This is a genomic window from Mesotoga sp. UBA5825 (genome assembly GCF_002432955.1).
Lineage (GTDB): Bacteria > Thermotogota > Thermotogae > Petrotogales > Kosmotogaceae > Mesotoga.
Window position 1 is genome coordinate 1 of record NZ_DJHG01000068.1, and the last position, 14,062, is coordinate 14,062.

Annotated in this window: 11 protein-coding genes; 6 read left to right on the forward strand and 5 right to left on the reverse strand. The window is 45.4% G+C overall.

The genetic code is table 11. The features are described 5' to 3' along the window. Both B3N33_RS06220 and B3N33_RS06225 read left to right on the forward strand, forming a co-directional pair. On the forward strand, positions 1 to 708 hold a 708-nt coding region (locus B3N33_RS06220), incomplete at its 5' end, for a sulfite exporter TauE/SafE family protein (RefSeq protein WP_292592556.1). A 20-nt stretch (positions 709 to 728) separates the two neighbouring features. Next, on the forward strand, positions 729 to 1,433 hold the full coding sequence (locus B3N33_RS06225) for a protein-L-isoaspartate O-methyltransferase family protein (protein WP_292592558.1): 705 nt from the start codon (positions 729 to 731) through the stop codon (positions 1,431 to 1,433). Between the two features lies 1 nt (position 1,434). Here B3N33_RS06225 and B3N33_RS06230 read toward each other — a convergent pair whose 3' ends face one another. The 3 genes from B3N33_RS06230 to B3N33_RS06240 all read right to left on the reverse strand — a co-directional run bounded on the left by B3N33_RS06230 (position 1,435) and on the right by B3N33_RS06240 (position 3,467). After that, complete coding sequence (locus B3N33_RS06230; RefSeq protein ID WP_292592560.1) at positions 1,435 to 2,496, reverse strand: amidohydrolase; 1,062 nt, start codon at positions 2,494 to 2,496, stop codon at positions 1,435 to 1,437. Between the two features lie 507 nt (positions 2,497 to 3,003). Continuing rightward, positions 3,004 to 3,204 carry a hypothetical protein gene (locus B3N33_RS06235; protein WP_292592562.1) on the reverse strand — a complete coding sequence of 67 codons (201 nt, stop codon included), beginning with the start codon at positions 3,202 to 3,204 and terminating at the stop codon, positions 3,004 to 3,006. Then, positions 3,201 to 3,467, reverse strand: a complete 267-nt coding sequence (locus tag B3N33_RS06240; RefSeq protein WP_292592563.1) for a hypothetical protein — start codon at positions 3,465 to 3,467, stop codon at positions 3,201 to 3,203. Before B3N33_RS06240 ends, B3N33_RS06235 begins: the two co-directional genes overlap by 4 nt. 100 nt (positions 3,468 to 3,567) lie before the next feature. Between B3N33_RS06240 and B3N33_RS06245 the strand changes: the two genes are divergently transcribed. The 3 genes from B3N33_RS06245 to B3N33_RS06255 all read left to right on the forward strand — a co-directional run bounded on the left by B3N33_RS06245 (position 3,568) and on the right by B3N33_RS06255 (position 6,147). Next, on the forward strand, positions 3,568 to 4,323 hold the full coding sequence (locus B3N33_RS06245; protein WP_292589793.1) for an SDR family NAD(P)-dependent oxidoreductase: 756 nt from the start codon (positions 3,568 to 3,570) through the stop codon (positions 4,321 to 4,323). Positions 4,324 to 4,569: 246 nt separating this feature from the next. Beyond that, a complete protein-coding gene (locus tag B3N33_RS06250) occupies positions 4,570 to 5,133 on the forward strand; it encodes a DUF2202 domain-containing protein (protein WP_099828628.1) in 564 nt (187 codons plus the stop codon). A gap of 189 nt (positions 5,134 to 5,322) precedes the next feature. Next, the gene (locus B3N33_RS06255; protein ID WP_292592565.1) at positions 5,323 to 6,147 is read left to right on the forward strand and encodes a DegV family protein; all 825 of its coding nucleotides are present in this window, start codon (positions 5,323 to 5,325) and stop codon (positions 6,145 to 6,147) included. A gap of 828 nt (positions 6,148 to 6,975) precedes the next feature. On the opposite strand, the gene B3N33_RS06260 is transcribed toward B3N33_RS06255, so the two are convergent. Further along, complete coding sequence (locus B3N33_RS06260; RefSeq protein WP_292592567.1) at positions 6,976 to 8,769, reverse strand: S9 family peptidase; 1,794 nt, start codon at positions 8,767 to 8,769, stop codon at positions 6,976 to 6,978. A 976-nt stretch (positions 8,770 to 9,745) separates the two neighbouring features. Between B3N33_RS06260 and B3N33_RS06265 the strand changes: the two genes are divergently transcribed. Then, positions 9,746 to 10,831 carry a DUF4097 family beta strand repeat-containing protein gene (locus tag B3N33_RS06265; RefSeq protein ID WP_214079111.1) on the forward strand — a complete coding sequence of 362 codons (1,086 nt, stop codon included), beginning with the start codon at positions 9,746 to 9,748 and terminating at the stop codon, positions 10,829 to 10,831. Positions 10,832 to 11,391: 560 nt separating this feature from the next. Here B3N33_RS06265 and B3N33_RS06270 read toward each other — a convergent pair. Further along, positions 11,392 to 13,182, reverse strand: a complete 1,791-nt coding sequence (locus B3N33_RS06270; protein ID WP_214079112.1) for a bifunctional 2',3'-cyclic-nucleotide 2'-phosphodiesterase/3'-nucleotidase — start codon at positions 13,180 to 13,182, stop codon at positions 11,392 to 11,394. Positions 13,183 to 14,062: the final 880 nt, after the last annotated feature.

Genomic DNA, 14,062 nt, shown 5'->3' on the forward strand with positions numbered 1-14,062 from the left:
ATATACATTGCGGGCGCCGCAGCTGGTTTTATGAATGTTATGGCGGGAGGGGGCTCAATGGTCACTCTCCCGGTACTTATGTGGATAGGATTGCCGCCGCACGTTGCCAATGCCACCAACAGACTGGGCGTGATATTTGAAAGCGGTATAGGAGTAAAGACCTTTCGATCCGGCGGTATGAGGTTTGACAAGTCCATACTTCCGGCGATAGTGTCTGCAACGATAGGTTCAATCATAGGTTCCATGTTTGTCTCGACAATACCGAAGGATGTGCTGGAGAAAGTGATCGCAGTAGCTCTCCTGGCAGTAGTTTTGCTTATGTTACTGAAACCGAAGCGGCTCACTTTTTCGAGACCCTCTGGAGTCCTCTCAGCTCTAATCTTTTTCGGCGTGGGCTTCTACGGGGGATTTTTACAGGCGGGAGTTGGTTTCTTTCTTATTGGAGCGATTACCTTTTCGTATGGCTTTGATCTTGTGAGAACGAATTTCACGAAGATTGTTATCGTCTTTATCTACACTGCTTTTGCTCTGGTTATCTTTATCCTTAATGGGATGATTTACTGGTTTCCCGGCCTGGTTCTCGCGGCAGGAAATGTTGTCGGGGCATATTTTGCTGCCAGGCTATCGATAAGAAAGGGCAGCGGTTATGTGAGATGGATTTTGCTGATAATTGTGGTCGCAAACGCCATTAAGTATCTCTTCTTCTAGAGGAGTGTGACAGATTTTCGATGAGAGAGCTTCTGAGTTTTCTGAAGAGGACAGGTTATCTGACCAACCCTAGACTGGAGTCGGCCTTTATGGAACTTGACAGGAAGGATTTCGTCTCACCCGAAGTAGCGGATGAGGCTTATACAGACAGAGCTCTAGTAAGTCTTGCAAGCTCAGGAAAGATTTGCTCAACTTCTACTCAGCCATCTCTTTTGATAAGCATGATAGAAGAATTGAAACTGAACGAAGACAACAAGGTCCTGGATCTTGGGACGGGAACCGGTTTCTGTGCTTGTCTGCTTGGAAAAATGCTGACTAAGGGAAGCGTAGTATCAGTGGAGACCGCCAGAACGGTTGCATCTATAGCCTCGGAAAACGTGCGACGCTACCGCATGAGCAATGTGAGGATAGTGATCGGTGACGGTAGATATGGCTTCAAAGAAGAAGCTCCATACGATGCTATGATCTCCACCGTAGCCTTACCGGGAATAACCGTGGAGCTGTTCAATCAGATGAAAATCGGAGCGAGATCGATCGTTCCGATACACAGAAGCTATATGAACACACCTGTCTTCTTATTCGAAAAAATAGATGGTACAACTTTGAGAGCTACTTTGAAAACAGGAGCGGTCTTCATGGTAGTGGAAGACTCCAGACCGGACCCTCTTTACACTGATAACAAGTTCTCACTTGAGCTTCGAGAGGGGAGATTTCGAAAGCGCTAGCTTAGTCTTTGGCGACCTTCCAGAAAATCTCAACACCCTTCTCTATAACGGAATCAGCAGGCAAAAACCTTGAATTATGGAGTCCATGATGTTCTCCTCTTCCTGTACCCAACCAGAAAAGTACCGAAGGGTATTTCATAGCGATCACTCCAAAATCCTCTCCCACGTATTTCATTTCGACCGGGTTTACATCGACCAGGGCGCACAGTTTATCGTAAAGATCACCGTCTACATGAACCTGTGGATACTTCGAACCGATCTCCTGAGAGAACTTTAGACCTCTTTCAGTAGCGACTTCTCTCCCAAGCTCTTCGAGTTCCATGATTGCTTCCTCTGAAAGCTCAAAAGCTTTAGTTCTTACAGTTCCCGAAAGAGTGCAGGAGTCTGCCACCACATTTCTAACTCTGCCCCCCTGTATGAGTCCAAATCTGAGTACGGAATCTCCTCTATCTACCGAATAGACCCTTTGAAGAAAATCCATAGCTCCCTCAATAGCGTCTCTTCCCTGCTTATAGAAAGCGACATGTGCCGACCTTCCCTTGAAAGTGCAGTCCGTTTCGAAGGCCGAGGCAAAGAGAACACCGGCTCTTGTGTAAACAGATCCTTCAGGGAATTCATCATTTACGTGCAGTGCCCAGGCTTCAGTTATTTCGTATTGCTCCAATTTCGATAAGCATTTCGCAGCACCACCCCCGCCTTCTTCAGCCGGCTGGAAAAGAAAGAGAAAATTTCTATTGAGATCGCTTGTTACTATTCTCTCTATAAGTCCAATTAGAATTGTCATATGAACATCATGGCCGCATGCATGCATAAAACCTTCATGTGCAGATTTGAATGGAGCATCTGTTTCTTCAAAAACAGGAAGAGCATCCATATCGGATCGAAATAGAACGAAAGGGCCTTCAACCTTTTTCCATTTCGCCAGAAGTCCGGTGCCCGCAACCTTTTCGTAGGAAACAGATAATCGATCCAGGAGACTCATAATGTACGCTTGAGTCTTGAACTCATTGAATCCAATCTCCGGAATCTCATGTAAGTCATGCCTAATTCTCGATAAATCCATGCTCTCCTCCTTCAAATCGCTTCTTTTGACGTAAAGATAGAAAAGATCTTGCCGTCGGAAGCTTGCTCACTAGAACCTCGTCATTATCACGAAGCATCAGAATTTTCACTTTTCAATTTGCCTCGGTCTGTTCATTCGTTCGCAGAGAAAGAGTAAACTGAAGCAAGAGGAGTGAGGTTAGAGGTATGAAAGACAAGTTCTACCAGAGTTTCTCACACGTCACCTTTGACTTTTTGAATACCTTTCCTGGAGAGACAGAACTCCATCATCCTCCTAACGCTTTCCTGACCCCAATCTCTATCTGCGACCGCGTCCTGATTAAGTTATACTGAACACCATTTAACAGCCCGCTCGTTGATTTATTATAAACAAAAAGGCGCCTGAAGACGCCTTTTGATCGAATCCTCAATCAATTAAGGGCGTAGTCCCAGAGAGTGATTGTAATAGAGTCATCCGCGTAATCGTCGCCCATGAAGGTTTCAAGAGCGAAAGGAATGTTTTGATCAATTATCCAGTACATCGACAACTCTCCGTCCTCGTTGTGTAAGCGACTTTTGTTCCATTAAACGTTCCATTCTTTCCTTCTACGGAGTATATTCCCTCATACTTGTGAGTGCCAAAACCATAAAGTTTCGTATTCATCTGTTTTTCCAGGTCAATTGCGTCATAAATGAATGATAGCATTGGATTGAGGAAGATGTACATCATATTGAGAACTGCTGGCCAAACATCATGTCTGAGGTGGGCTCAGTGTCGAGGGGTAAGAAGTAGGTAGTATCGTAATTCAGGATGAAGTGGTTTTCATCGCGATCGACTGTCACCCCGTATATCATTTCCTTGTGCTCTCCATTCTCGAAGTACGAAATCATATTGTAGACGTACTTCACGTTAGAGTAATCCTGCAGTGGCACCCAAGATGCAAAAACGCTCGCAGCCAGAACCAGCACTAAAATAACCGCAACTTTCTTCACATCGTCACCTTCAAAACTTGGTACCAACATACAACTTTCTGTGACGAGAAAACTCAAATTGAGAGGCTCATGTGGTCTGGATTGGGTATAATTAGCCGAGGTGATCATTTTGAAAAGAGCACTAATAACCGGAGCGTCATCGGGAATAGGCGAGGTGTTTTCCTATGAGCTTGCAAAGCGTGGGTACGAAACGATCCTTGTAGCCAGACGAATAGAAAGATTGCAGACGATTTCCGATCAAATTGAGGGAGATCTAGGAGCTAGATCTATTCCGCTGAAAGGTGATTTGACGGATGAGAACGACCTGGTTGAAGTTTCGAAACTTCTGAAAGACGTAGATCTTCTTATAAACAACGCAGGGTTCGGACTAATTGGTTCCTTTGAAGATATTGAAGCGGATAGAGAAATGCAGATGATCAAGCTGAATATCGGAGCTCTTTACTTCTTGACGAAGAAATATGCGCTCATGCGCAACAGCATTGGCGGAGGAATTATAAACGTCGCTTCTACTGCCGCCTATTTGCCTGTACCGGGAATGGCGGTCTATGCTGCAACAAAGGCCTTTGTACTTAGCTTCAGCGAAGCCGTTAGCGAAGAACTCCAACCCAAAGGCTTCAAAGTAATGGTTCTATCTCCTGGGCCGACTAGAACAGAGTTTTTCGATGTAGCTTCGGGAGGAAGGAAGCAGCTGCCGGGGTCCATGTCCCCCGAAGAAGTTGTGAAAAAGGCACTTGATGCATTTGAAAAAGGAAAGAGAAGCGTGGTAAGCGGGCTGATCAACAAAATAATCGCTTCCGGATCAAGGTTAGTACCGAGAGCAATAGCAATGAAAGCCGCGAGAAGAGTATTTGAATAATAGTGGACCGAAAGGCTGCTATAGAACTCTGAGCAACTTCGTAATTTCCAATGACCTCTGGTCTCAACACACTACTGAATTTCTGCAACGAATATTCATTCAGTTAGGCGAAACTCTTCGATTGTGAGTGAAAAGGGAAGATAAAGCCAAGAGGATTGACCTTCGAGCGATCTCCAGATTCTCAGGAGATTTTAAGTTACACAGGTTAACATCTATTCAAGATCCAAAAAACGGAGGTAGAAAATAATGAAGAGAGTATTATATGCAATAGCGATAGTTTTGATTTTCAGTTCAATGACACTGGCCAGCAGCTTAATGACTGAGGAAGATGGAATTGCTTTCATGAGAGAAGAAGAAAAACTAGCTCACGACGTCTATACCGTACTCTATGAAATATGGGGATTGAATGTCTTCAGTAACATAGCTAGAAGCGAACAGACTCATACAGAAGCAGTTCTTTCTCTGATCGGTGATTTTGGCATGGTAGATCCCGTGGGCGAAAATGAGGTTGGAGTCTTCACCAATGCGACGCTTCAGGAGCTTTATGATGAACTCATCGAGAGTGGAAGTAAGTCTCTTCTGGATGCGGTAAAAGTTGGTCTTCTGATAGAAGAGATAGATATTAAGGACTTGGAAGAATTGCTTGAGGGAGACATCGACTCGAGGACTGCGACGGTATACGAGAATCTGCTTAGAGGTTCTGAGAACCACCTCAGGGCATTTCTCAGGCAGTATGAGAGACTCGCAGGTAGCTATACTCCAGAAATACTCGATGTCGAAAGGTTCAACGAGATTGCATCTGGCAGATAGACTGGCCAGCGAATGGGATTCAATAGGGCGGACAATCCGCCCTTTTCTTTTGGAATTAGATATTCGGTAGTTTTTAGAGACAATTTTCCACCAAAATGGTTTCAAGTATTAAACGACTTTCTGCACAACCATTGCTCTGGACTCGTAATGACATATAATCTTATTATATGAACACAGAGGAGGGATACGGTGGTCAGGATAGTGACGGACAGCTCATGTGATCTGCCGGTTGAAACGTTGAAGAAGTATGGTATTCCCTTTGCCTCCCTCAACATTTCTGTTGATGATATGACTTTCAAGGAAGATATCGACATCACTCCAGAGGAATTCTGGCGATTAATGAGCAAATCCCGGGAACTTCCAAAGACTTCTCAGCCTTCGCCGGCCGATTTTGCTGAGATCTTTGAGGATATTCAGAAGAAGGGTGAAACTCCACTTTGCATTACTATTTCATCAAAACTCAGCGGCACCTATCAATCAGCGCTCCTCGGCGCCGAAATGAGCGGAGGCAAGGCGATCGTATTCGATTCTCTTGCAGGTTCGATCTCCCATGGCATCCAGGTGCTGATAGCCGCTAGAATGGCTGAATCTGGCGCTGAGTTGGACAAAATAGTGGAAGCGCTGGAGGAGTACCGAGAAAACGTGAAGATTATCATCCCTCTCGCGACAGTGGAGAATATTGTCAAAGGCGGCCGTCTTAGCAAATTCCAGGGTGGCCTGGTTAACATATTGAACATGAAGATTATCCTGCACGGTATAAATGGCGAAGTTAAGCTCCTTAAGAAGGTAAGAGGAAGCAGGAGATTCAGAGAAGCGATAATTGAGTTAATAGAAGCTTCCTCAAAGACCGGGAAGAAGATTTTCGGCATAACTCACGTGGATAATCTCAAAGACGCTGAGTTCTTCGCTTCGGAAATTAGGAAACGTGTCCGAGATTCCGAAGTCATAATCGGAAAGATGGGTCCTGCGATTGCCACATATGCTGGAGAGGGCGGACTGATATTGGCGCTCTAAACTCACCATTTAGAGTACCAATAAGGCCCGGAAGACTTGAGATTACAGGTTGCCGTGTAGCGACATAAGAACAAGATTTCGAATCAAGCTGGAAGACAGAAGAATTCAGAGCTGGGGAAGACCGTGCTTGGATGCAATGCCGATTCGCAGTTAAGCATTTTCTGTAGATCGACAGAGGCCGTACTCTTAGTCGAGAAAGACATAAGATCGAATTTCTACAAGTATTTCAACATGAGGAAGAATTGGCTTTCTGTTAATTCATTAAACTGCCTTGTTTCCATTGGGCTCAGACGAACTAATTCAATAGAAGGATTACGAATTCTGCCCCGCAGCTTCTTAAGAAAGAAGCTGGGCAATGAACTCAAAGAGCAATTGATTATTCTCACGATTCCAACTTACAGATTCTGGTGCCAAACTGAGGATGCTTCTCGCACCCTTGTTTTTTTCCGCTGACAGTCTTACTTATAACCTGAAGGATCGAAGATCTCTCCGTCCCCGGAAGTTCAGTGCCAGCAAATATCAGTTCTTTGAAGCACAACCTGCACAATTCGAAAAAACATCAGTAGATCAAGTCAATGCTGTGCCAGGCTATCTAAAGAACGGCCTTTTCGGCAATAGTTGATTAGGGACTCCTTTATTGTTTTTTTGACCATATCGGGGAACGACTGATCAATGACGAACAGCTCTTGTTACGTCTCTTCCTATCAAACGGTATGTAAGGATGAAACTCTCGACAAAGCTTCTGCTTATCGTCACGATATGCTGAGTTCTCGTCTTCTCAGATTGAATCCACTCCTCTCCCTCACCAATACCAGTAACTGAATGTCTCTAGCGCAAGTATTTGTCAAGAAAGGCGAGCATCGCATTTGCACCTCTTATCCTATTTGCCTTCTTCTTAAATCCATGGCCCTCATCATTGAACACTACATACTCAACCGGAACCCCATGCTCTTTTAGTCGCTCAACTATCTCATCAGATTCTATCTTAAGTACCCTTGGATCATTTACTCCTTGAAGCACTAGAAGAGGCCTCTCTATTTTGTCGGCGTGAAAGAGAGGGGAAATGCTCTTGAGATATTCTTCCTCGGTGAATGGGTTTCCGATTTTCCCGTAAAGGAGATCTTTAGCGATCTTCCACCAAGCTGGCACTTCTTTGAGAGTTCTCACCCAGTTCGAGACACCGAAAAAATCCGTACCAACCTTGAACTCCTTCGGCCTGAAAGCAAGTGCCGCCAGAACCATGAATCCACCGTAACTTCCACCGTTTATTCCTATTCTTTCTTTGTCGATGAAATCAAGGGTGGCCAAATACTTGGCGGCGGCTACGCAATCATCCAGATCCGCTTCTCCGTGTTTGTGATCTGCGGCTTTGAAAAAGCTCTTTCCGTAGCCGGAGCTCCCTCTGTTATTGACTGCATAGATAGCATATCCATGATTTGCAATGAACTGGATCTCAGGACTGTATCTTGGCAGAGACTGACCTCCCGGTCCTCCGTGAACCCATACAATCGCAGGCGCTTTCTCGTTCGGCAGAACATTTCTGGGCGGATAGAAAATCCCAGGCACTTGGAGACCGTCGTACGAAATAAAGCGGAGTACCTTTGCTTCAGAGAGGTCATTACTGTTCACTTCTTCGCTCATAGAATCAGTAAGCTGCTCTGTCTCCTTTGTATTGAGGTCTATCATGAAGATATTAGGAGAGGAGGTTGCTGAGTCACAAAGATAGTACAGGAAGCGGCTATCCTTGCTGAAGTATTGATCGTATACTACACCACCCGTCTCAACGGGAGACATCTTAGGGGTATTGTCTTTTGTATCGATTATGTGAAGTTCGGAAAAACCGTCTCTATTAACTATAAGCACAGCACTTCTCCCGTCTTCCGATATTCTCCCGTCGATTATGTCCCAACTAAAGGCAAGGATCTCTTCACGCTCTTTGCTTTCAATATCCGTTATCCAAAGCGTCATGAATTCCCCTTCAATGTCCGATAGACAGTAAAGCTTCATCGAATCTTTTGAGAAGAAGAGAGGTATGAAATTAGCTTCTCCTTCATGGGGGGACAGAAGTGTTGTATCTCCGCTTAGCAAGTCGTGGAGATATACATTCGAGTTGTTTGCAGTCTCGGGCTTATGAAGAGCGAGAAACCTTTCATTATCCGAAATTGGACCCAGTTCATACAAGTCTTTGTTTTCGAAGACCAGCTCACCTGCTAGATCAGCCTTTTCAAACCGATATAGATCGAATCTACTTCTATCAATCTTGTTAGAGTAGTAGTAAACACTATTGCCAACGGAGACGTGAAATCCTGACTTGGTCTTCTCGAAAGGGGTCAGATCTTTGATTTTCTCTTCTGTTCCTAGATAAAGATGATGTAGTTCATCGCCGCCCTTATCCATTGCAAAAATGAAGCTCCCATCTTTGTAGACGTGAGATACCAATGCGTTTTCGGTGAGTGATGTTATCTGCCTGTGCTTTCCCTTCTCCTGATCTAGTTCAAAGATGTTGTAGTTGCCCGTTTTGTCAGAAGAGTAAAGAATCCTTCTTGAATCGGGTGATACCGCGAATGACGCAATGGTCTCGTTCTCCATAAGTTCTTCAATCGAGTACTTCTTCTCAGTCATTTAATTCCTCCTTTAACGTTCTAAAGCGAATGAACAGTGAATGATCATTGGGAATAGTTCTTTATGATCCAAAGGTTCGTTGGGCTCCCTCATTGCAATCATATAATAAGCAGCCATCAATTGCGCTTGATGGTTTCCAAGAAGTTAACATTTCTTGTGAATAGAAGCTACAAAGCCACATTAAGTGGATTTCGTCATCCTCAGTATTTGAGACTCTCTTTTCTACGATTGAGTACTGTATGCTCTTACAATGTCTCTACTCACGCCGAGCCGTCTCTTGAACCCACTAGATTTACTGAGTATTAGATTGTTGGCTGTAGAGAACCAAGAAATTCGAATACCGTTTTGCGGACCGTTTCAGGGACGTGCCATTACCGTTCAATTCTCTTGTTCCCTTGAATCACTGATTTCGGGCAAGGAAATGCCTGCTGCTTTAGGAACGACTTACACTGTCATCTTGTAGATCTTTTATTCTGGATCTAATCATGTACTCGCGCCAAATACGAACATCTCTTGATAACCAAAAACAAGATGCAGCATCAAGGTGCGGCATGACGAAGTTTTTAGGGTGTCTCGTGTCTAAAGTTTGGAGTGTGGCAAAAAGGAGACGATTTACTCTGTGGTCATCCCGGGATCTGTCCTTTGACCCTGTCGAAGGACGGGTCCATGAACTTGGGAAGGACCAAGGACGTCTTTTATCCTCTTCCCAGCGTTCAGCGATCAGCGAAAAGCGGCTCTTGCCCCGCGTGCGCCGACTTGCTTTTCTCTCGCCTTCTTGTGAGCGCAGTGAACCTCTCGGTAACGCACTTTCTCGGTCGCTCTTTTCAGCAAACGGGTTCTTGCTCTTGGACGACTGACGGAGGACGTCTTTGATTCTCTTCCGTGCGTAAAGGGGATTTTTGACTTGAAAATTCTCTTGTTTAGTGGTATTTTGTCGAGAGTTGATTGGCAGCGATGTACTAATGGGAGTGATGAAATGAGAGAAAGCAACAGAAAGAGAGGGCTGGCCCTTGCGGGACTTCTGCTGGGAATAGAGCTCCTTTTGATAGGTGCGGCAGTGATAATCCGGCCCAAAATCATGGGATTCAGTTTTGGTTCTGGCAGGTCATTCACAGGAATGAAGTTCAACGAAGACTTCTCGGTGACGATCACCGAGAAGCCGAACTCATTGGGAATCGACAGTCTTAACGGAAAGGTCGAAGTAGTGGGCTGGGATAGAGATTATGTTGAAATCAGGGTCGAACAGTCAGTTAGGGTTGCAGACGAGAATCTCAAAGAAGAGTATCTTGAAAAGACTAGGCCGAACATCAACGCAGCAGATGGTAAGCTCACTGTGATTGTTCCCAGATTATCGCAAACGAATGAATTCATGGGGCAGGCGACAACAATTTATATGAATATCCCGTCGGAAACGGTGGAAGATATTTTAGTGAATACCAGCAACGGCGCAATGGTTTTCAAATCACTTAATGCCTCAATAAGAGGCAGAAGCAGCAATGGAGGTTTGGAGCTGATCTCCGTCTCGGGAAGCATGAGACTTGAAACCTCTAATTCGCCCATTTTTGTCGAGGAATGCGCCGGAGTCATGGAACTTAGATCCACCAACGGTGCGTTTGAAGGAAAGGGAATATCTGGAACCCTCATTATTGAGACAAGTAATGCTCCGATAACAATCGAAAGGGGAACTCTCAGTGTTTCGGCGAATTCCACGAACGGAGCAATTACAGTCACTGAGGTCACTCTTATCGGTGATAGCAATAGTTTTGAAACCTCAAACGCGAAGATTGTCTGCGACGCGATCCTTCCAGATTTCGGTGTTCTTGAACTGCTGTCAACTAATGGAAGTATAGGAATCTTTTTAGATGACTCGATTCGTGCAGAGATAAGCGCATCTACAACCAATGGAACCGTCAATTTGAAGGGGCTTACCGTAGGCGTAATCAGTTCGAGTTCAACTAGCTTGAGAGGGACATTCAATGGCGACAACGGCCTCCTCATAACTATGAAAACCAGTAACTCGAACATCAGCATCGACAAGCCCAATGCTGAAGATTCGATCTAGTGACAGAAAAGGGTGGATTTGAATCATGGTCCCATTTACCGAACTCATGCGTTGCGTGGATTTCAAATATCCCTAGAGTGGTAAGCCTGATTATCTTCTTCGAACTCAGGATTGAGATCTCAGAAAAAGGGCTCAAAATCACGGGTTGTGACGCTGCAAAGGATCTATTTGCCTGTCGCCTCCCTGGCACGATGTGAATCTGTACAAAGAGTGGGATTGTCAATCGAGTTAAGAAGGTGGATCATAGGATGAAGAATAATCCGAGTTCATTTGCAAAGGAAGCGGAATCTGATCCTTCGGACTGATCATTTAAGTCTCATGGAGCGGGGTAGACATCTCGAAAAAGCGCTTCGTCGAATCTCACTAACTACCGATCTGCTCGGGACTGGGTGTGCGAGATGAAAGGATGCCCATACAGAGTATTTTGTCTTGCTCAACATGCGTTTGCCGCGAAAGCGCGGATTCTCTGTCTACTCATCAATATTAGCTTCGAGAATATGTAAGTGAATGACAAAAAACCGGAGGCATATTTCCCTCCGGTTTTGCTCACGCAAGTGATTCTAGTTAGAGACTGTCTGTGGAACGTTTTCTGCTAGCTCAATGAGGTCTACTTCGAAGAGCCGGTCTCCAATGTACTTTATGCCCTTTATTCCAAGTTCTTCCGCCAAAGTGGCCGCTTCATCACTGGATGTGAATGTGATTCTTCCTGCTGTCTCAAATGGAACTATAGACCAGTTGAAGGAAGGTGAGGGGGTAATAGTACCCTTCTCGATTATGTAGTCAATTATCACGCTTCGATTCTCGACTGTTGAAGAGAGGACGATGTCGGCATCGACTAGATGATAGCCGCCGCCACCTGCGCGGTAGTTATTGGTCACGACGAGGAACTCCATATCATCTTCGATTTCTTCGCCTTCATAAGTAAGCTCGACAATCCTCTGGCCGACAGGGTTTCGAACATCGATCTGATAATTGATTCCTTCGATAATGTCGAAGTTATAGGATGAGAAACGTGCCAGAAGGTTCTGGTCCTCAGTACTGCTTGGATCGATCTGGTTGAAGTTTTCGGCACACTTTTCCAGCCAACCCTTGAGTTCGATGCCGTTCACTCTCACGACGTGTAGAGTGTTCGAGTAGATGTAGATGTCGGCCGCATTCATTATCCTTATGTCGCCAGCTTCCACATTGGTGCTCGTTCTGAAGGGCGCTGCGGCCGAAAGCAAAGGCATTCCTTCAAATTCCGTGCCTTTGAAGTAGTCTCTCGCGTACCACAGCTGGGCTTCGTTGACAAGCTGAGTTACTTCGTTATCGATTACTCTGCTGAAGTATCCCGTGATCGGCACTGTTGTAATTCCTACAGGAGCCATAACATAATCAATAGTTGCCTCATGCTGTTCCTTCACAGCCTCAACTATTTCGGAAGCGGCTTCTATCGTTTCATCCACGTACCAAAGCTGCGGGAACGAGGAGAAGACTTCCCATTTTCCGTCTCTGTTGAGAAGCTGGAAATGGATTAGACCAAGGGAGTTTCCCCAGCTGCCAGCCATGGTAACGGGGACTCCATCGATTTTTTCGGCCGCTCTCCCGTGGCTGTGACCCATGATAATTGCATCTATTCCTTCGACGTTTTCGAGTATAGCTTCAGCGTCTGAGGTTCCCTGATGGAGAGCAACGATTACAAGATCAACGCCTTCTTCTCTTAGCTCAGGAATATACTTGGCGGCGGCGTCTGCAATCGGTTCAACATAGACTCTTCCTTCCAGAAGAACCCTATCCCACATCATTATCTCGGGCGGCAAGAAACCGATGACTCCAATCTTTATCGGTATGCCATCGACTTCTCTGTCAAGCACTACGTAAGGATCGTATCTTAATTCTTCAGTATCGGCGTTATAAAGGTTTGCCGAAAGCATTGGATAATCAGCGGCTGCCATCGCGAGGTCGAGATACTCAAGACCGAAATTGAACTCGTGATTTCCTATTGCTCCTGCATCATATCCCATGATATTCATTGCTCTAATTATCGAGGGGATTTCTCCCATACTTAGGGGTTCGACTCTCGCTTCACGTTCTGCGAGAACGCTTCCTTGAATAGTATCGCCAGTGTCGATCAACAGGGTGTTGCTATAGATCTCTCTTGCCCATTTGATAAGAGTGTAAGTCTTTGCTGCTCCGTAATCCTCGACTTCCTGAACGGTCAGGTAGTCGAAAGGCATAACGTAACCGTGAAGATCGTTTGTCCCAAGAACAACAAGCTCATGAGCCGTGACTTTAGCAAAAACCGTTACAGGGAGTAACAAAGCGAGAATCAGGACGATGACAACTGCAGGAATTCTTCCCTTCCAGTTCAATAGATCCACCTCCAATTAGGTTGGCCAGCACTGTTGTCTGCCGGACGAATGATTGCCCCCTGACCGTGAGAATGCTTTACCGAAGATAATATAGGATTCCAAAGAATGTTTCGAAACAGTACTATTTTACTACAACCTTGTGGCTTCAACTAGAAAGAAAAAAGCACATCTCAGTAAATGGAAGTAGGCAATCAAATTAGGGAAACGGAAAAACCTGGTCTGGGGTCGTGGGGTCTAGGGTCTGGCAAGAGCAGAAGTGATGCTGCATTTGGCAGGAGGCGATTAGAAAGCCAGTCAGGCTCCGCCTGGCCAGTCTCTGCCTCCGGCAGAGGCCAGTCACCTTCGGTGGCCAGTTCCGCTTCGCGGGCAAAGAACCACCTTTAGGAACGGGTTATGTAAATCGGGTTAGGAGGAGCGGGTTATTGAAGCGGGTCATCAGAACCGAGTTTTGAAGAGCGAAGTCCTGTGCAGAACCATTCACAGGATGACAGTCTCTTCTGCTGACGAAGAAAAACCGCTGCGTGCTAAGAATCAAGGACCCCCTGATCTTTGTTAACAGAGACATCATCTCTATTCTCCTCTTTGGTCATCCCGATATGAAACTGATCGGGATCTCGCATCTAGAAACCGCTTTAAGCTGTGGAGATCAGTTGCAAATTGTCAGTTATGAAAGCCATGAACCAGAAGAGAGTTTCCGATGAGAGCTGTTTTTTCATGACTGGTTGGAGTCCAAACGCTCTTGAATCATCACCTTGCCCAAGAACGAAGAACAGATCTTCGCTCTGGAACGAATAACAGGTTTTTTATTCGGAGAACGGAGAACCTCTCAACGGTCAACCAGTCCTATGCTCTTTCCAATCGGTGAGTAGCCCAGGGGGAT

Coding starts and splice junctions, on each gene's coding strand:
- B3N33_RS06225 (WP_292592558.1), top strand. CDS start 729: ATGAGAGAGCTTCTGAGTTTTCTGAAGAGGACAGGTTATCTGACCAAC.
- B3N33_RS06230 (WP_292592560.1), bottom strand. CDS start 2,496: ATGGATTTATCGAGAATTAGGCATGACTTACATGAGATTCCGGAGATT.
- B3N33_RS06235 (WP_292592562.1), bottom strand. CDS start 3,204: ATGATGTACATCTTCCTCAATCCAATGCTATCATTCATTTATGACGCA.
- B3N33_RS06250 (WP_099828628.1), top strand. CDS start 4,570: ATGAAGAGAGTATTATATGCAATAGCGATAGTTTTGATTTTCAGTTCA.
- B3N33_RS06260 (WP_292592567.1), bottom strand. CDS start 8,769: ATGACTGAGAAGAAGTACTCGATTGAAGAACTTATGGAGAACGAGACC.
- B3N33_RS06265 (WP_214079111.1), top strand. CDS start 9,746: ATGAGAGAAAGCAACAGAAAGAGAGGGCTGGCCCTTGCGGGACTTCTG.